General features: G+C 38.3%; 21 protein-coding genes. 4 read left to right on the plus strand and 17 right to left on the minus strand.

Features of this window, described 5'->3' with window-relative positions; all coding sequences use genetic code 11:
- Nucleotides 1–2: 2 nt before the first annotated feature.
- From IAG46_RS12155 to IAG46_RS12180, 6 genes are all read right to left on the minus strand, one after another.
- On the minus strand, nt 3–1,178 hold the full coding sequence (locus IAG46_RS12155) for an efflux RND transporter periplasmic adaptor subunit (RefSeq protein WP_190810617.1): 1,176 nt from the start codon (nt 1,176–1,178) through the stop codon (nt 3–5).
- Between the two features lie 43 nt (nt 1,179–1,221).
- On the minus strand, nt 1,222–1,584 hold the full coding sequence (locus IAG46_RS12160; protein ID WP_190810618.1) for a four helix bundle protein: 363 nt from the start codon (nt 1,582–1,584) through the stop codon (nt 1,222–1,224).
- Between the two features lie 33 nt (nt 1,585–1,617).
- Nucleotides 1,618–2,949 (minus strand): TolC family protein, encoded by a 1,332-nt coding sequence (locus IAG46_RS12165; RefSeq protein ID WP_190810619.1) that lies wholly within the window; start codon nt 2,947–2,949, stop codon nt 1,618–1,620.
- Entirely contained in the window at nt 2,950–3,555 is a 606-nt protein-coding gene (locus IAG46_RS12170; protein ID WP_190810620.1) for a TetR/AcrR family transcriptional regulator, read from the minus strand.
- A 212-nt stretch (nt 3,556–3,767) separates the two neighbouring features.
- Nucleotides 3,768–4,193 (minus strand): hypothetical protein, encoded by a 426-nt coding sequence (locus IAG46_RS12175; protein ID WP_223826670.1) that lies wholly within the window; start codon nt 4,191–4,193, stop codon nt 3,768–3,770.
- Nucleotides 4,194–4,198: 5 nt separating this feature from the next.
- Nucleotides 4,199–4,747, minus strand: a complete 549-nt coding sequence (locus IAG46_RS12180) for an RNA polymerase sigma factor (RefSeq protein WP_190810621.1) — start codon at nt 4,745–4,747, stop codon at nt 4,199–4,201.
- A 177-nt stretch (nt 4,748–4,924) separates the two neighbouring features.
- Between IAG46_RS12180 and IAG46_RS12185 the strand changes: the two genes are divergently transcribed.
- Nucleotides 4,925–5,908: a polyprenyl synthetase family protein gene (locus IAG46_RS12185; protein ID WP_190810622.1), complete on the plus strand. Its 984-nt coding sequence runs from the start codon at nt 4,925–4,927 to the stop codon at nt 5,906–5,908.
- On the opposite strand, the gene IAG46_RS12190 is transcribed toward IAG46_RS12185, so the two are convergent.
- The 3 genes from IAG46_RS12190 to IAG46_RS12200 form a co-directional block, all read right to left on the minus strand.
- Nucleotides 5,905–7,047: a lycopene cyclase family protein gene (locus IAG46_RS12190; RefSeq protein ID WP_190810623.1), complete on the minus strand. Its 1,143-nt coding sequence runs from the start codon at nt 7,045–7,047 to the stop codon at nt 5,905–5,907. The genes IAG46_RS12185 and IAG46_RS12190 overlap by 4 nt on opposite strands.
- 87 nt (nt 7,048–7,134) lie before the next feature.
- On the minus strand, nt 7,135–8,256 hold the full coding sequence (chrA, locus tag IAG46_RS12195; protein ID WP_190810624.1) for a chromate efflux transporter: 1,122 nt from the start codon (nt 8,254–8,256) through the stop codon (nt 7,135–7,137).
- Between the two features lie 90 nt (nt 8,257–8,346).
- Nucleotides 8,347–8,526 carry a SymE family type I addiction module toxin gene (locus tag IAG46_RS12200; RefSeq protein ID WP_190810625.1) on the minus strand — a complete coding sequence of 60 codons (180 nt, stop codon included), beginning with the start codon at nt 8,524–8,526 and terminating at the stop codon, nt 8,347–8,349.
- A gap of 58 nt (nt 8,527–8,584) precedes the next feature.
- Here IAG46_RS12200 and IAG46_RS12205 point away from each other — a divergent pair, with 58 nt between their 5' ends.
- Complete coding sequence (locus IAG46_RS12205) at nt 8,585–8,806, plus strand: helix-turn-helix transcriptional regulator (protein ID WP_190810626.1); 222 nt, start codon at nt 8,585–8,587, stop codon at nt 8,804–8,806.
- A gap of 109 nt (nt 8,807–8,915) precedes the next feature.
- On the opposite strand, the gene IAG46_RS12210 is transcribed toward IAG46_RS12205, so the two are convergent.
- Nucleotides 8,916–9,641, minus strand: coding sequence for a hypothetical protein (locus tag IAG46_RS12210; RefSeq protein ID WP_190810627.1), 726 nt, complete (start codon nt 9,639–9,641; stop codon nt 8,916–8,918).
- A 78-nt stretch (nt 9,642–9,719) separates the two neighbouring features.
- Nucleotides 9,720–11,996 (minus strand): TonB-dependent receptor, encoded by a 2,277-nt coding sequence (locus IAG46_RS12215; protein WP_223826671.1) that lies wholly within the window; start codon nt 11,994–11,996, stop codon nt 9,720–9,722.
- Nucleotides 11,997–12,076: 80 nt separating this feature from the next.
- Here IAG46_RS12215 and IAG46_RS12220 point away from each other — a divergent pair, with 80 nt between their 5' ends.
- On the plus strand, nt 12,077–12,733 hold the full coding sequence (locus tag IAG46_RS12220) for a metal-dependent transcriptional regulator (RefSeq protein WP_190810628.1): 657 nt from the start codon (nt 12,077–12,079) through the stop codon (nt 12,731–12,733).
- Nucleotides 12,733–13,554 carry a ZIP family metal transporter gene (locus IAG46_RS12225; protein ID WP_190810629.1) on the plus strand — a complete coding sequence of 274 codons (822 nt, stop codon included), beginning with the start codon at nt 12,733–12,735 and terminating at the stop codon, nt 13,552–13,554. The genes IAG46_RS12220 and IAG46_RS12225 overlap by 1 nt, the downstream gene beginning before the upstream one ends.
- 10 nt (nt 13,555–13,564) lie before the next feature.
- Here IAG46_RS12225 and IAG46_RS12230 read toward each other — a convergent pair whose 3' ends face one another.
- The 6 genes from IAG46_RS12230 to IAG46_RS12255 form a co-directional block, all read right to left on the minus strand.
- Nucleotides 13,565–14,263, minus strand: coding sequence for a DUF4386 domain-containing protein (locus IAG46_RS12230; RefSeq protein ID WP_190810630.1), 699 nt, complete (start codon nt 14,261–14,263; stop codon nt 13,565–13,567).
- Between the two features lie 119 nt (nt 14,264–14,382).
- Nucleotides 14,383–15,117 carry a VIT1/CCC1 transporter family protein gene (locus IAG46_RS12235; protein WP_190810631.1) on the minus strand — a complete coding sequence of 245 codons (735 nt, stop codon included), beginning with the start codon at nt 15,115–15,117 and terminating at the stop codon, nt 14,383–14,385.
- 24 nt (nt 15,118–15,141) lie between these two features.
- On the minus strand, nt 15,142–15,618 hold the full coding sequence (locus tag IAG46_RS12240) for a hypothetical protein (protein WP_190810632.1): 477 nt from the start codon (nt 15,616–15,618) through the stop codon (nt 15,142–15,144).
- 1 nt (nt 15,619) lies between these two features.
- Entirely contained in the window at nt 15,620–16,378 is a 759-nt protein-coding gene (locus IAG46_RS12245) for an SDR family NAD(P)-dependent oxidoreductase (protein ID WP_190810633.1), read from the minus strand.
- Nucleotides 16,379–16,457: 79 nt separating this feature from the next.
- A complete protein-coding gene (locus IAG46_RS12250) occupies nt 16,458–18,035 on the minus strand; it encodes an acyl-CoA thioester hydrolase/BAAT C-terminal domain-containing protein (protein ID WP_190810634.1) in 1,578 nt (525 codons plus the stop codon).
- Between the two features lie 5 nt (nt 18,036–18,040).
- Nucleotides 18,041–18,559: a hypothetical protein gene (locus IAG46_RS12255; RefSeq protein WP_190810635.1), complete on the minus strand. Its 519-nt coding sequence runs from the start codon at nt 18,557–18,559 to the stop codon at nt 18,041–18,043.
- Nucleotides 18,560–18,618: the final 59 nt, after the last annotated feature.

The raw sequence follows: 18,618 nt of genomic DNA on the forward strand, positions 1-18,618 counted from the left end.
GTCTATTCTCCGTTCTTAATTCGTACTTTCTGTCCTTCTTTTACGCTTCGTGCACCTTCGTTAATTATACCATCACCATTATTGATTCCTGATAGCACTTCCACATAATCACCCTGTGTTTTTCCCGTTTGAATGATTACTTTTTTAGCGATTGCATTCGAAGATGTAGAATCCGCATCCACCAAATACACATACTGCTCTCCCACCGCATTTTCGGAAACAATACTTTGAGGAATTAGAATTGCATTGTCGTTTGTATAATCGTTGATCATTACCTTGGCCGTGAGGTTTGGCTTTACTTTTCCGCCTTCACTAGGAACTGGAATCTCAACCGTAAATGAACGATTGCTTGGATTGATGAAATTACCTGTTTGTCTAACCTTAGTGCTAACACTGTCACCCAAAACAGGAAAATAAACTTGAACATCTTTTCCTGGGGTTACATTGGGGAGATGACTCTCGGGAACCTCAACTTCAATGTACATGTTGGTTAGGTTTACGATTCTGAAAACTTCAGAACCCGGACCTGGACTAACCACTGTTCCCTGATCTTTGATCACATCATCAATGATTCCTGAAAAAGGAGCTCTAATGGTTGACTTAGCTACTTGACTTTGCATTTGCTTTACGGCACTTTCTTGTGCTTCATAAGTAGTTTTGGCCTGTAGGTATTGAATTTCGGAACCAATATTTTGTTCCCAAAGTCTTTTTTGACGCTCAAAGGTGGTCTTTGCCAATTCTGATTGTGTTTTTAGTTGCGCCAATTGGCTGGATAAACCTCCATCATCAATGGAAGCCAACACTTGTCCTTTTCCAACTTTTTGACCTTCCTTAACATAAACTCTATAAAGGGTTCCTCCCATTTCAGGATAAACCAATACGTTTTGCTTGGTCATTACATCCCCTTGAAGCTCCAAATAATGGTTAAACTTTTCGGTTTTAGCTTCAATGGTGGTTACCAAAGGTAATTTAGCATTATCGTCCAACGCGGCGATTACGGAATCCAATGACTGTAAATCTTTTTCCAAGGCTTTTTGCTGCTCAGAAATTTCAGCTCTTTTTGCTCGAATGGCCTCCAAATCGTTTCCAGCAATAACACCGTCCACAGATCCGTTGCTCCCTCCTCCACAAGAGGATAAAACTACGGCTGTGAGTACTATATATATGATTCTTTTCATGATGATATGGTTTGTTTAGATGTTTATGGGTTTAATAGATTGTTTAGGTATTTAATTGAGATTTGTGCAGGGCATTTAACATAGCCGTTATCTCTGTTATTTGATTTCTGATTGAAGAATAATCTTTATCTGTAAGAAAGTTCAATTCATTGGAAATGATAACTTGATTCAATAACTCCATGGTTGAACTATAGGACACCTCTGTAAAACGAGCCTTATCCTTTGCTGACTTTCTACCACTTCCTTCTGAAATGTTTGAAGAAATAGAAATACAACACCTTCTCATTTGAGATATAAGACCATACCTTTCCTCTTCAGGAAAAGAAGTGGTTACCTCGTAAACCTTTTTAGACAAATCGATAGACTTGCTCCAGATAGTTAATTTTTCAAATGAGTAAGTTTTCATACTGCTAAACTTTTAACCAGCTAACCTTATAAGCTATTGATTTAGTATGGTTTCCAATGCTGTTTTCTGGTTGATTACATCGACCATGGATTGGAGGTATTCTTGTTGAGTGGAGTACAGCTGCGTCTGCGCTTGTCTAAGCTCAAAGCTTGTTGCCAATCCTTCAGAATACTTGATTTGATTTTTGTTTTCAATACGCTCGGCAAGTCTTAGATTTTCTTTAGAAGTGCCATATTCCTCAATAGAAAGAATATAATCGCTTTTAGCGCTTTCCAATTGAAGTCGTATTTGTTCTTCAGCTTCGGTTAACTGGGTTTTGGCCTTTTCCAGAGCAATTTTAGCGCGTTGCGTACTGGCACTCCTTCCCAAAGAACTGAAAATAGGCACTTTAAGATTAAAGCCCATAACTGAAGATCCAAACCATTCTTGCCCGCTGCTTAAAAAGTTGAAACTCTCGCTAAAGGAGGATCCTCCATAGTTTACAAAAGCGTTTAGAGTAGGGAGAGCCCTACTTTTGGCAAGCTTGTGTTCAAAATAGCGTTGCTCGTTCAAATTAAGCGCCAATTTATAATCTACATTATTTTCCATTTTGAACTCGGTGTCCAAAAGACCGAGGGCGATTTGTTTTTGGGTAAGGTCATCCAAATTTTCGGTCAACACTGTGGGAGATCCAATTGGAAGTCCCATGGTCAGATTTAACATTTGAAGTGTAATCTTTTCCAAACGCTTGGCATTCTTCAACTGATTTTCTATGGATGATAAGGTAATCTGTAATTGATCTACACTTTCTTCATCACCAAGTCCATTTTCATAAATGCGTTTGGTTTCATAGAGGTTCTTTTCAAGTGTCGCTTTATTGTTTTCAGCAATCAACACACTTTCTTGTGCCAATAGTACATTGCCATAGGCTTCAACTACGGATTTTCTAACATCCAATTCCGTCTTCTCTTTGTTGTTCCGACTAAAGCTCAAAAAAGCCCTGGTAGCCTGTACCCCGACAATGTATGAACCGTCAAAGATTTGTTGTTCCAATGTTGCGGTTGCTGTTGCGGATTGAGGTTGCCCAAATACCACTTCTTGAAAAGTACCGGGTTCCCCTCCAAAAAATTCTGCAGGAATCTGGGATACAGGTTGCTTTAACTGATTTTGATAATTGATTGCTCCTGAAATTTGTGGAAGTCCAGTTGCAATGGTTTCCCATTTCTGTTTTTGGGCATCCACAATATCCCTATTGGCATTTATTGCACTGTAATTGTTTTCAAGCGCATATGCTATGGCCTCATCAAGACTATAGCTGCTGGAACTATCTTGAGCCTGTGAGAACCATGATAATAGTAATAATAAAATGATTAAGGTTGTTCGCATTTATTCTTGGTTTGAATTGATGATTGAGTTCAATACTTTTCTTCCTTTGGGGGTTACAATTCCCCTAAGGTGATATTCCAAATAGTAATCCATTAACTCGGGCATGGAGAAAATTTGCATGGGAAAAAGATTGTTATCCTTGATGCTGGTTACCCCTGAAAAATAGATTCGTGAAACGAAATCAACATTTAGGTTGTTCCGATATATTTCCATATCAATTCCACGTCTTACATTTTCAACAATGCAGTCCTGCATTAACTCAAATTGTTTGCTTCTCAAGGATTCATGCACTTTGGGGTAATACTTTTGCAATTGATATTGTGGTGAGGATTTCTCATTTTTTAAATGAAGCATTACAAACTTCTTAATCTCGTAGAGTTCCTCAATCGGGTTTTGTTGTAAGGCGACAATTTCATCTATACCATTTGATATGAACCAAAACAGGGCCATGGTGCTTTCCTCAACCAGCATGGTCTTGTTCTCATAATGGGAATAGATTGTTTTTTTCGAAATCCCCATTTCATTGGCCAAATCGTCCATCGTTACGCTCTTAAATCCAAGATTTAAGAACATCTCTGTCGCCTTATGTAATATCTTTTCTCTCATGATCGGCAGCAAAAGTAACTTTGGAAACTTTAAAAACAAAAAAAGTTTCCAAAGTTTTACATTTTTTTAACGAGAGATCAATTTCTAGTTGTTTTAGCTAATCATTACTATATTGACGAACATTGCCATTAGAATTGGACTGGATCGTTGTTTTTGGTCTTGAATTCCAGAAAAAAGCCCTGCGACCATAGTTTTCAATTCTTTGAAGTACATTAGTTTTCTTCTGAGGAGCCATCGGTTTGTTCACTTTTGATTCGTTCTACATATGCATTGAAAGCTACTTTACCTTCCTCTTTCCAGTATTGGTCGTAATAACTCCAATCTGCATCTCCATTTTTTGATTCACAAAAACGTTTGAATTTTTCATGCTTTCTTGACTTTTTGCTACCACTGCTTTTTGAAGAGTCATGGCCAAAACCAAAAATTATTTTGGCTAGTAGAAGCAAACCAAAAGATTGCCAGTAGGTAAGGGTAGTTAAGCCAAAAACATCAGGCATCAACCAATTCCATAACCACATAAATACAAACCCCATTAAAAATATAAAGAGGATGCCAAAAACAATCATGAAAAATATTTTGAACCCTTTGGTCACATACCTTTCCATTTTACTTTCGAAGTATCGTTTTTTATATTCCATATTTTTTAATTTTTATTCATTTTAATTTTTTCGATTTCTAAATTTTTTGTCAAAAGCGACAATGCCCTATGTCTTCTGGACATTAAAGTTCCTTGGGAGATTCCAGTTTGTTCAGCAATTTCTCGGTACGAATAGCCTTCAAAATCAATTGCAATGATGATATCTTGGTATGAAGGTTTCAACTGCTGTATTGCATTTTTCAAATCATTCATTATACCCTCTGGGTATGAATTATCAGCACTCCCATAAAAAAGCTCGGCAAACTCAGCCCATTTCGTGTCAATGTCCTCACCTTCGTGAACACTTTCTTTTTTAGTCCGTAGTACGTCAATGATTTTGTTTCTAACCGAGTTATAGACAAAACCTGCAATATTGGTAATAGGGGATGCATCTTCCGACCTGGAGAATATCCGTAGCGCAACATCTTGGACAATATCTTCCGCATCACGCTCTGTGGTATCATCAACTTTAGACTGTACATACGTCTTGAGGGAATGATACTCAGCATTAAAAAAAGCCGATAGATTATTATAGTTCTCTTTGTTGGTCTCCATTAAAAAGACTGTTTGCCGTCTTCAATAATAAAGACGAAGGTTTTCAAATCTATTGCGTTTTTTTCAACATTTTTTTTCAAACCTTCCCGAATATTGGCCAAAGACTTCGGAAAATGTGTAAGCAAACTCTCGAAAATAGGGGTCCGTTGTTTCAATTATTGAGCTTATTTTTGAAGTATGACGAATTCCAATGCCATTGAGCAATATCGAGACACATTCGTTTCGTATTTAGAATCTAAGACAACCACAAACGAACCCAAGAATCTATATGAGCCCATTACTTATATTTTGAGTTTGGGAGGCAAACGTTTGCGACCCGTACTCACTTTAATGACCACTGATTTGTTTGGTGGAAATGTTTCAGATGCTCTTGACGCTGCAATGGCAATTGAAGTATTCCATAACTTTTCATTGGTTCATGACGATATTATGGATGATGCTCCGTTACGCAGAGGAAAAACTACGGTGCATGAAAAGTGGGACGTAAACACCGGTATTTTATCGGGCGATGCTATGTTGATCAATTCCTATCAATTTTTGGAAAGCTATCCTACGGATATCTTTAAAAAACTTACTTCCCTTTTTAGCAAAACCGCAATAGAGGTGTGCGAAGGACAACAATACGATGTAGATTTTGAAACCAGGGACGATGTGATGATTCCCGAGTATTTAAAAATGATTGAATACAAAACTGCGGTCTTAGTCGCCACAGCCATGAAAATGGGCGCTATTATTGCCTCAGCTTCGGAAGATGACACCAACGCGATTTATGAATTTGGAAAAAACCTCGGTATAGCCTTTCAACTGCAAGATGATTATTTGGATGCCTTTGGTGACCCTGAAACTTTTGGGAAACAAGTAGGGGGCGATATCATTGAGAACAAGAAAACGTTTTTATATTTAAAATCCCTGGAATTGGCCGAGCAAGACAAAAGAGAGGGCCTGTTGCATTTATATTCGATAAAACCCGAAGATTCGGAAACCAAAATTGCCACAATAAAATCAGTTTTTAAGGAAAGTGGAGCTGTAGAAGCAGCTAAGGCCGAAATAAATGCGTACACGCAAAAGGCCTTTGATTCTTTGGCCACCATAAATTTACCAGCGGAGAATAAAGTTGTGCTAAAGCAATTTGGAGAAAACCTAATGAAGCGAACCGTTTAGAAAATACGGTGCCATAAAGCTTTTAAGAAAGGAAGTTTTGGACAGGCGCTGATTATCTTCAAATCTTCCCAGAAGGAAGTTTCTTCATCCAGGAACTTTAAGATCAATTGTGGTTTTCTTTTTTGGAACATAGATTCAAATATTGAACCACCCAAATGGTTGTCGCGATATAAAATATCAAGCAACAACAAGTCGTAATACCAAAACTTATCTCTTTTATAAAATTTGGACAAAGGTCTATTCATTTTTAAATGCTCCACCAAGGCCGAAACTTTTTTACTGGTATTGTAAAAGGTAAAACCAGTACTGGGTTTGGCCCATCCACCAGCAATCCCAATATTGATTATAGAGTCGGAATTATGTTTATGAAACCCATAACAGGTCATAGGAATATTGCCTTGTTCCACATCTGTGATTTCAAAAGCGGTATTTTCTAAGTTTTGCTCGATATAATCCCGAATCCCTTCTTCGTATTCCGATTTTTCTAAAGTTTCCTCAGAGAATAAAGTGTATTCCAAAAGCGCTTTCGTTTCGGAAAATGGAAGCACATACATAAACCGCGTGTTTCCTTTCTGTGGAATTGAAAAATCCATAAAAGTGGCTTCTTTCGAATTAAAAACGGCTTTTTCCGTTTTTACAAACCAACCCACAAAGTGCTGTTGCAACAAAGGATATTTTTTTTGGGCTGTTACATTCTGATGGTTCAACCAACTGTTGAAAACCTTGGCCCCGGTAAAAAAACCATTTTGTGCCGTTACTAGAACTTTGTTCTCACCTTCTTCAATCAAAGTTACTCGGTCTTTTACCCATGTAATATTGGGATGCTTTTTGATTTTGTTCAGATAGTGATTGTAAAAATCAATCCCCTTTAGCATTTTGTATTGGTAAGGGGAAATGGAGGCGGAGTGCTCGAATCCGGTCCCTGCAAAATGGATGCTGGGCCAACTTTTATGTAACAAATGGTCAAACTTACCTTCGTTTTTTTCCCAAAAGCACCAAGTTCGGTCGTTTGTGGTCTTATTGTCTCGATCAATGATCAATATAGAGCTCGATGCAAAGTAATCGTCCTGTGTAATTGCATCGGCAAGCAACAAACCTGCCGCTCCTGCTCCAATTATGATATAGTCAAAGTGGGACATAAACCAAAAATACGGAATGGAAAATTGTGCAAAGATTAATGTCCTCGAATATGGAAAATATATCCGTTGAAAAATGGATTACAATGATCAGATAAAGGTCAGTAGATATCCCAAAACTGCCCCGCCTAAAACGATGAAGGCACTATTGACTTTTTTAAATACGAAAACAACAAGCAAGCTGACAACGGCAATAACAATCGTTCTCCAATCTGTCAAGGTGTCTTTCCCCATTTCCACACAAACGGCCACTATTAAAGCTACTGCGGCCACATTTACTGCATCCAATATGCTCCCGATGATCTTGGATTTTCGCATCTTGGGAATCAAAGGGTTCAATATCAGTACAAAAAGGAAGGAGGGAAGAAAAATACCCAAGGTAGCCATAAGTGCACCCGAAATACCATTTATTTGCCAACCTATAAAGGTTGCTGTCGAGAGCACAGGCCCAGGGGTTATTTGTCCAATAGCAACAGCATCAATTAAAGCCTGTCTGGTTAGCCATCCGTTAGCAACCAATTCTGCATCCAAAAAGGCAAACAATACATATCCACTGCCATATAATATGGCCCCAACTTTTAAGAAGGTTAGTAATATTTTAAAAGACCCAATTTTCATTGGGTCACTGCCCTGAAAAAGTAAAAATGGGAGAAGGCTTTTTAAGTTCCCCATATTCTTTTTTGCAAAATAGAGACCAAAACCAAGTAACCCTGTGCCAAAAAGAACTGCTATTTCATTTACGCCAAGCAAACAGGTTGCTAAGGCAATGATTCCCAAAATGGCAAGTTCGGTAGTTTTAATCGCTTTTTTTCCAAGTCGGAAAGCGGCCATTAGAATGATTGCAATTACAGCTGGTTTAATACCATAAATAAAAGGTTCGACTTTGGGTAATTGTCCATATTCAGTATATAACCATGCAAAAACAGCGGTAATCACCACAGCAGGGAAAATAAAACAGATGCCTGCAACAAAAAGGCCTTTCCAACCGGCACGTTCATGCCCACAATGCATGGTCATTTCAGTTGAGTTGGGACCTGGAATCAAATTGGTGGCACCTACAAGATCCAAAAAATGTTCTTGGGTCATCCACTTTCGTTTATTGACCACCTCGTCTTCCATCATTGCTATGTGCGCGGCTGGACCTCCAAAAGCAATACTCCCAAGTTTGAAAAATAGTTTGGCGATTTCCCTTAGCTCATTTTTTTGGGACATTTAATGTAAATTTTCGATTGGTATTGATAAGTTAGGTTATGCAATTAAAAACGCAAGCCAAAAATAAAAAAGAAGATTTAGAAAAGATTTTTATTCCTCTGCGATAAGAACCAACACCTTATTTTCCTGAATAATTTTAACGGTCTTGCCCTGTTCAAAACCAAGTTCTTCCAACCATCGTCCCTCTAAGCGGATTTCAGGAACGGTGGTATGGTCCCAAGCGCGACGGCGGAATTTACAATGGATTTTAAGTTTTCGAGTAGGTTTCAATTAAAAATGTTCGTTATAGCGAACACAATATATAAATTATTTCTGGATATTCGGTATAGTGAACACGAAAAAGGACGCATATTTGGTTGAATTGGGTTTGCGAATTAAAAAATTGCGCGAAGAAAAAGGAATTGATCAAAAGTCTTTTGCTTTTGATTGTGGTATTGGCCGAACTCAACTCTATATGATTGAAAAAGGAAAAACCAATCCTCGGTTACTGACTTTGATTAAAATTGCTGATGGATTGGGGGTGAGTCTTTCAGAGCTTTTTGGGTTTTAATTGAGGCGATATGAAATTTTGAGTATTATACAACGATTGAGTTTAAGATTATCAATGTGATAATCAGTAATGGTTTTTCTTCCAACAATTTATCATTCACCGACTTGTATCAATTTTTAAGTTCATAAATTAGGGCTCTTTCCGCTAGTAAAACAATTAGTACACGATGTTTCTTTTCAGGTTTATAACCATGTTTGAGTAAATTAAGAATTTCATGAAACTCTTCTGTCCAATTTTTTTCTTTTAAAAAAGAATCCAACAATTTAACTGTTGTTTCTTTTGAGGAATAAAACATTAAAAAATCAATAGCCCTGAAGTGAAAATCAAATTCTTTTGGAAGTATACCATTAAACTCTGCTATAAGTTTTTCTGGACTTTCAAATTTATCAAATACTGTGATTGCATTCTTTTTCAAAAAATGGGCAATTTCAAGTGGATGTATCTTCAACAAGTTCCAGTTAATCCAATCATTTTTTTTGGAAATATAACCAGGGTGAAACGATGTTATTGTATTGTCAGATAAATCAAATTTAAAATGACGATTTCTATACTCACCCATCCGAACTGATACAATTGCACAGGTTACATTCATGGTCACTTTTCTTCCAGTTTCATTGAATCGAGTTGTGTTAAGAAAGATTTGAAAAGTAAAATCTTTGTTTTTGCTTTTTCCTGTTATTAGCCTTTTGGATTTAAGATATTTATAACCGTATTTGGATAATTCTACACCTATGATGTTGCATGCATCTTTAAAAATTTCTTTTGGGTTTTTTTCAAAATCAGTCCAAGGTTTTAATCGGAGAAGCGTAAACTTTATTCGATAGGGAACATTCATTTTTCAAATTAGCTCTAATAGTAAATGATTATTAATCATACACCCATGATGCTCCTAAGATAATAAAAGCAGAAAGTCTTAAAAAACCGTATATCGTAATCCAAAGAAGGCTCTAATCCCCTGGTTGGGGCCATATACATAATTGGGGTCAAAAGTGAGGCCAAAAGGGTTGTCGGGTGTGGCAACGGCATTTCCGTTGGTATCGAAGGTCACATCGTTGTCAAAAGGATCATTGGCACGCGCAATGATAAAAGGGTTTCCCCGGTTTGGGGTCCAATCCAATAGGTTTTTAATACCGCCGTATAGCTCAAAATCTTTTACTCCCTTATAGGTGAATTGAATATTCTGGATGCTCCAAGTAGGTGAGTTTGGAGCTCTTGGGTCTAGATCTCCCAAAAGAGGCAATCGCATCGGACCATATAGGTTTCCGGTATAATCAACACTCAAGTCCAACGAACGAAAGGTATAGGATACATTCCAAGTCCCGGTAAAGCTTTCTGTAAGAATTTGCCGCTCTTTAATGCCATTTTCAGTATTGCTCACATCTTGCCATGTGGCTCCAACCATAAATCGAAGTCCGTTCGCAAACACCATATCCAAATTGGCACTTAAGCCTTGCGATACTGATTTTCCATCTAAATTATCATAGATAATCTGGTTGGGATTGGTATCGTAATCCGGTAAAATAATATTGGAAAAGTGGGTATAGAATGCTGAGGCATCAACACCTATAAAGGTGCCATTGTCGCTATAGATTTTTTTCAGATAGTTCAGGTTCACATTGACAGAGCGCTCTGGTTTTAGTTCATTGGCAATGACTACATCCCTGGCTCCTGTTAAAGCTGCATGTTCTTCAGTGAAAAGATTTACTACACGAAACCCTGTTCCTGAATTTAACCGTAGAATATCATGATCGCTAATTTTCCATTTGTAGGCTGCCCGGGGGGTAAAAATATTGCCATGCCTTTTGTCATAATCATACCGAAGTCCGGTTAAAATTGAATGATTTTGGGCAAGTGCGATTTCATCCTGAACAAAAATGCTAGGAATCCAGATATTTTCAGGTGAACCTGAAGTAGCAGGGGTATTATCGTCGTAATAATTGTATCGCACAGAACTTCCCAAAAGCAAATCGTGTTTCCCAAGAGATTTGTCCCAGGTCAATTGCCCAAAGCCAATACGCTGATCCGCCAAATAGGGAACATTGCCATACACCGAATTTTGGTTATGATCATTATAAGAGAAGGAAAGCATCATTTTTTCATCAATGGGAAGTTGGTATTTTCCCAAGACCTCCCATCTTCGTGTATAAATACTTTCACCATAAATTTCATCTCCACCACGAAACTCTGGTGTCCAGTCGAGCTCTCCGCCCCAACGATCTTCATAGAAGAATCGACCCGCCAGCGAAAATATCTTGGAATCTTCCCTTTTAAAATTCCATTTTTGGAATACAGAGATGCGTTCTTGCAGGGTGAGATCGGTAAAATTATCACCGTTATTGTCAATGACTTGGTCATAATTAAAATAATTGACACCCAGCAATAAATCACTTTTCTTGCCCACAGCAATTTTACTCCCTATGTCTAAGTTATACTCTCCCCATCCAGTTAGAAAACCATCGGCAAAAAACTCAGGAGCATTTGGCGCATGTTTGGTGATAATATTGATGAGCCCACCAACTGCTTCACTTCCATAAAGAGTGGATGCCGGACCTTTTACAATTTCAATCTGCTCAATCAGGGAATTTGGAATGCCCGAAAGACCATAAACGGTTCCTAAACCGCTTACAATGGGCATACCATCTATTAATACCAAGGTATAGGGGCCTTCCAATCCATTTATATGGATGTCACCGGTGTTGCAAACATTACAATTAATTTGGGGTCGTACGCCATTCACATTTTGTAATGCATCAAAGATGCTCGGAGTTGGGTTTTTTCTTAAAAAGGATGGTTTGTACACCTCAACGGGTACTGGACTTTCTAGCCGGCTTACTGGTTTTAAGGTTCCGGTAACCACAGTTTCGCTTAACGATTCTGCCAAAACCTCCATTTCAATATTTACCGTTTTTGTTTCCCCTTGTCGAATCGAGATTTTGGTTTTATAGGAAATGTATCCGATAGATGAGGCAGTTAAAACATATTCACCTGGGACAACATCATTTAAGCTATAAAAACCATCAAAGTTGGTTGCTGTACCCATTTTAGTTCCCTTCAACAAAACATTCACGTAGGGCAACGGCTGTCCATCTTCCGAAACCATACCATTAATGGAGGTGTCTTGTGCCCAACCTACAGATTGAAAGATTAAGGCTAACAATAACGAAAAGAGATATTTAAATGGATTTTTCAATTACGGTAAAATTAAATTTAGACAAATCTAAAAATTTGTTTTTACAAATAAAAATGTATTTTTGAAAAAATCTTTTTTTGATGACCCGATCGGAGGAGAATTACATCAAAACCATTTTCCATTTAGGAGGAAACGATACCACACTTATCTCTACCAATGCCATAGCTGAGCAAATGGAAACCAAACCTTCGTCCGTTACGGATATGGCGCGAAAGTTGGCGAAAAAGGGATTGTTGTATTACAAAAAATACCAAGGGGTTTCCTTAACCGACATCGGAGTTAAAACAGCACTTTCCATTATTAGAAAGCATCGTTTATGGGAGGTGTTCTTGGTTAAAAAATTAGACTTTTCTTGGGATGAGGTCCATGAAGTGGCTGAACAATTGGAGCACATTAAAAGTGAAAAGCTTATTGATAAGCTTGATGAGCTTTTGGATTTTCCCAAATATGACCCGCATGGTGATCCCATTCCAAGCAAGGATGGAAAATTTATGGAGCGGGACAAGCAACTATTGAGTGAGATTCCAATTAACACCAAAGGTGTTTGTGTTGGAGTAAAAGATACTTCGTCCACCTTTTTAAAATTTTTGGATAAGAATAATATCGCTTTGGGCAACACTATTGAAGTGCTCGAAAAAGAAGAATTTGACCAATCGCTCCACATACAAATGAGTGGAAAGGAACTACATATATCACATCAAATTGCATCTAATCTTTACGTAAAATTGAATGATTAATGGAACAGGTAATTGACTATTTTGAAAGTATTAACCCAATTTTAGCAGCCTTTTATGCCACTTTGTTTACTTGGGGATTAACGGCTGCAGGAGCGGCCTTGGTTTTTTTGTTCAAGGGAATGAACCGTGCAGTTTTAGATGGCATGTTGGGTTTTACCGGAGGTGTGATGGTCGCCGCTAGTTTTTGGAGTTTGTTGGCACCGGGAATTGAAATGAGTGAAGGCGAAGGATTTGTAAAAGTGATTCCAGCTGCCGTTGGATTTTTATTGGGTGCTGCCTTTATTTTTGGTTTGGACAAAGTTTTGCCCCACTTACATATCAATTTTAAAGAAAGCGAAGCAGAAGGTGTAAAAACGCCTTGGCATAGAACTACTTTGTTGACCCTTGCTATAACCCTGCATAACATTCCCGAAGGATTGGCTGTGGGAGTTCTTTTTGGAGGGGTGGCTGCCGGTTTTGACGGAGCTACTATAGGTGGAGCCGTTGCTTTGGCTTTGGGAATTGGTCTTCAAAACTTTCCGGAAGGGTTTGCAGTTGCAATGCCGTTACGAAGACAGGGTTTAAGCAGAAGAAAAAGCTTTATGTACGGGCAGGCCTCTGCATTAGTTGAACCAATTGCGGCAGTCCTAGGGGCTTGGGCGGTTCTTACTTTTGAACCGATATTGCCATACGCGCTATCTTTTGCCGCTGGAGCCATGATCTTTGTGGTTGTCGAGGAGGTGATTCCGGAAACCCAAAGGGATAAATACACAGACGTTGCCACAATGGGCTTTATCGGTGGATTTATCATTATGATGATGTTGGATGTGGGCCTTAGTTAATTCAAAGAGCTTATTCTTGCTTGGCGGAGCGCGTTTTTATTCCCATGATCAGCAGCCATAAGCAAGTGCCAATTTCACCAATGCTTGCTGGGATGGTAAGATAGTCGGCTATCCAAAGACTGCCATAATCCGAACATAAAATACGGCCTATAAAGTCTAAAAAATAACCACAACTTCCTACCATTAAAAAAAGCCCCAAAAGTTTAGGAAGAAATCCGGATTTAAAGACCAAATACCCAAACGGAAACAACCATAAACCCCAGAAAGCCTGAGCGATCAAATTTCCATGATTGTACGATTCCAATGCAAGCATTACTTGTGCTTGAATCTGTTCTGGGCTATAAATGCTAAGATATTCGACCCCACTGACCAAGGAGAGAATATCAAACTTATGTGTCATATTACTAAACGAGATGGGAACACTAATAATGGCTAATACCACCATAAGTACCGCATAGTTTTTATTGATATTTTTAAATAGTTGGTACAGGATTAAAGGCAACAAAAGAAAAAAGAGATAGCACAACAGCCCGCTTAAAATTTCCAAACGAAATAGGGATTCTGAGGCTATTATGTTTTCCACCGTCCGTGCTGGATTGTCCCAGACAATTAATTGTGAAGGGACATACAATAGACTAAATATTCCGGTAATTACTATTAAAAAATAAAGAAACCCCGCAAGGCGGGCAGTTTTTTTGTTTGCTTCCATGGTTTAATGATTGATACGGTCTGTAAAAGGAAAGACGATTCTTTTTCATGAATGGTTGCCTGGGACATTCACAAAACCACAATTAAAACTTGTGGTAAAAGAAAGTAACGGACTTTTCGCTATCCGGTTATAATTTTTTCCAATAAATCACCAACATAATAAGCCACAAAAGCTGCAATTCCACCTAGGAGCAAGGTCTCTAAAATCCCTTTTAACACTTTGGTTTGGTTAACATAGGTTTTTAGCCAACCCACGGCAATAAAACCAAAAGAAGTAAGGATGGAAGCAATAAAAAATAAGTTATGGTCCAAAGGGTTTATGTAATCCCACACATACACCAATAAAGGGATAAGCCCTATCAAAATAAAGGAAACATAGGTTACCCCACCAATGATAAAAGGCGACTTGTCCTCCTCAATCATTACAAGTTCTTCCTTCATCATCACATCAACCCAGGTATCAGGGTCCTTTGTGATTACATCCACTACCTGTTCCAAAAGTTCTCCTTTAAAACCTTTGGCCGCATAAATTTCACGGATTTCCTGCTTTTCGGATTCCGGTAAATTGTCCACTTCCCAATATTCAATTTGTTTGTGCTTGTTGTAGTTATCCTTTTGTGATTTAGTGGAGAGGTATGCCCCGACCGACATGGCAAAACCATCGGCCAACAAATTGGCAAAACCAAGAATAATAATGATAACACTATCCAATCCAGCCCCAACCGAGCCCGCCACTACCGCAAAAGTGGTAACACAACCATCAATACCACCATAGACAAATTCGCCCAGGTATTTTTCAAACTTTTTCAGAAAACCAATGTTGTTGTGCCTTAGCGCTTCAGTATTATTTTCCATGTTGGTGATTTTACTTGTGCCAAGCTAAAACTCCAGTTCTTGCAAAGCAAGTCCGTAGTCATATTGCAAATCTTCGTGAAGAACATCGACTTTTTTGCTGATAAATGTCAATTGTCTTTGGTACAGATTGAAAAGGGCCGTATTATTTTGGATGGAGGGCCTAAAATCGTGAAGTTTTTGACAAAAATATAGTAAAAGCTCCACTTCAGTTTCTTTATTTCCTGAATATCGAATGTACTTTTTGATGTTGCGCAGAATCTTTCGGACACTTTTTTTGATATAGAAAAAACTGTTGGTATTGATTTCCAAAAACCATTCGTCAACTTCTGCTTTTACACTTTCAATGTAACCAGACTCATTTCCTGCCTCAAACAATAAATAGGTAAGCAGTTCCTTGTTCTCTTTTTTAAATCGAGCCAATCGTAAACACAAATTCAATAGCTCATCTAGAGAACGATGCTGGAGTTCTTTTTTGAGTTGGGCAATGGTGGAAGCTTTCATATTAACTTCTTAAATATGAGGCACCATTAACATCAATGATAGTTCCTGAGGAATATTCCGCTCCGTCGGAAGCCAAAAACAAAATGGCATGGGCCACTTCTTCAGGTTGTGCCATGCGTTGAAAAGGAGATTCCCGAAGCAGATTTTCGCGTTCTTTTGTTGTAAGGGTAATAGCGGCCATTTCAGTCTCGGTAAAACCGGGCGCTACTGCTCCGACATAAATATTATGTGGAGCCAATTTTTTAGCAAGGGATTGACTCATGGCATTCAATGCAGCTTTACTAGCTCCATAAGCTGGTTTCGTAGGTTCTCCTCTAAATGCCCCTCTGGATGATACATTCACAATACGACCACCACCCGATTTCATCATGGCTTGTGCGGCACAAAAACACATATTGGCTGCAGCAAATAAGTTGGTTCTAAACGTATTTTCCCAGGCATCTGTCCAATGATCAAAATCAACCTCATCAATATCATGAAAAATGGAAATTCCAGCATTGTTCACCAAAACGTCTAAAGAACCATAGGCGGAAATGAACTCATCAATTAGTGTTTGGCAATTTTCTTTTTGACTAATGTCCTTTTGAAAGAGGTGATGACCTTCGCCGGGCAATTCGGAAAGTGTTTTTTTTGCTTCATTTAAATTACTGCGAAAATTGATGCCGATTTTGGCACCTTTTTGGGCAAATGCAATTGCGGTTGCCTTGCCAATTCCACGGGAGGCTCCTGTAACCAGTACTTTTTTGTCACTAAAGTCCATTTCTTTAGTTCAGTGTTTTGCATAAATATAGCAAGTAATGCGCATTAAATTTCTACCTAGCACATTTTCATAAGTACAGCTACTTTATCACCTCATTCAGAGCACTTTCTAAATCGTTTTTTAGGGATGAATTTATAGTATTATCCTGATCAATTAATTTTTTGGCTTGCTTGTAATGGGTCTGTGACCTTTCTATTAGGTTATTTTTTTCCAAATAATAGCCAAGCCTGTAATGATTTAAAGTAGATTCTGGATAGCTTTCCACAGCCATTTCATATAAACGCATCCGATTTACATAGTCAGGATCTTTTTTCCAAGCTAGCCAGTTTTTAAAATCATTGTAAAAAGTGTTTGAAAATGGTTTTGAATTTCCTTCAGAAACATGGGATTGGTATATGCTATCAATTGCAGACATCCCTTTGGTAACAAAAAGATTTTTAAGAATGGCCATGTTTGGTGGTGGATTCAATCCATCTAATCTAAAAAGTGTGTCGACAGCTTTTTCAAACTTTTCGGGTATTCCTCCGCCATAAAACTGACTTAATTTTTCTTCTTTGTTTTTTATTTTGGCATTCAAAAAAGCCAATACAAGGTCAGAGGTAACTCTAAACCCCTTTTTGGTGTCACCTTTGAGTTCTCCGATAATGTTGGGAACGTATTCCTCAAACACCCCAAAATTTAAAACATGAAACTCGGTCATTCCCGGAAAATGTGCAAAATATCGTTCACTATAGGTCAAATCATAAATATAATGCGGAGAAATACTGGGATGAGGAGCATATATTGCCAGGATGGGAATAGTGATGTTTTGTGGTTGATAGAAACTGGTCTCATTTAAGATATTCTGCTCAAACTGACTTAAAAATCCACCTTCCAAGCTAACTAGAGCCTTTATTTTTTTATTGCGGGAAGCCAAGGCCGCGCAAAACGAGGATTCTATGGCATTGCCCATTAAAGCAATTTGATTTTTGTCCACATTCGGAAGTTTTAGTAATTCTTGAAGTGCAAACTCCAAATCATCCACAGCAACTTCCAATCCCTTGACGGAAGCATCCACAGGATGGGAAAATTGACCCTTTAAAGACACTCCTGCCACCACATACCCATTACTTGCCAATAGCTCGCAGAGGATGCTTTGAAAGGCAGGGCTTGACCCATTCGGAAATATGACCAAAGGGAATTTCTGTTGTAGTGCTGCGGGATTTAACGAAGCATTTGTTTTCAGACCCAAAAGCGTGTCCATTTGAGAAGGGCGAAAATCTTTATCCCCTCCCAGTTCACGAACCTGATATGAAAAAACCTCTTTATAAAATGAGTTATTTTCTTCAATTAGTTGTTTTTCGGTCTCAATGGTGTTCAATCGCGCAAAATAATCATATGGTAGGGGCTCTAGAGAGTTTTCTTTAGCGGGATACCAAATATGCAAGGGCAAATTTCGTCCAACTGACTCTTCATTTTTGGGGTAGAGTTTTCCGCCCCAATCGGCATAAGGAACATTTTCCCTGGAAAGGTCGGATACAAAAAGGGTTTTAAAACCCACCGCATAATCCCCATAGTCCAAAAAATTGGTGAACGGTTCTTGACTTTCATTTTCTATGGATTGTTGACAGGCACAAAGAACGAATAGTGCTACCCAAAATATATTTTTGTTTTCCATGACTTTTATTCTACTCGGGTGGTTACATCATTAAAAATCTGTGTCCAGTCCTTGTCCTTTTCAAAAACGCTGGCCCATCCGTTCCAAACCAACCGGTTTTTATCGGCATAAGAAATGGTGGCTCTAAAGAATCGATCTTCAATTACATTTTTAGGAGTGATGGCAATAATACGCTCGTTTTCCTTGTCCAAAAACCATTTGAATTGCCCATGTAAGGGAAAATCATGGGCAAAGTTGGTAGCCCTAAAGCAATTTTCTTTTTTATCGTAGTTGATTACGTAGGAATAGTGCCTTTTCCTACCATTTTTTTGCACCATTGTTTCGGATTCACATTTGATAAAATTACCGTTGAGGTAATATTTGCAGGTTCGGGTTCCAATTTCTTGATATTCTTTATCCGTGCCTGGATATATGGTTTCAACGATTTTCCAAGTGCCTATTAAAAAATCCAGATCCTTTATGGATTGTGAAAATGAGAACGAAGACATGGTAACGAACAAGAAGATAATAATTGGCTTTTGCATGATGTGATTTTTCCTTGAATTTAGGAACGAAGCCGCTCAGCAAAAGTCTCAATACCCGA

The sequence above is a fragment of the Flagellimonas sp. S3867 genome, assembly GCF_014698935.1.
GTDB lineage: Bacteria > Bacteroidota > Bacteroidia > Flavobacteriales > Flavobacteriaceae > Flagellimonas.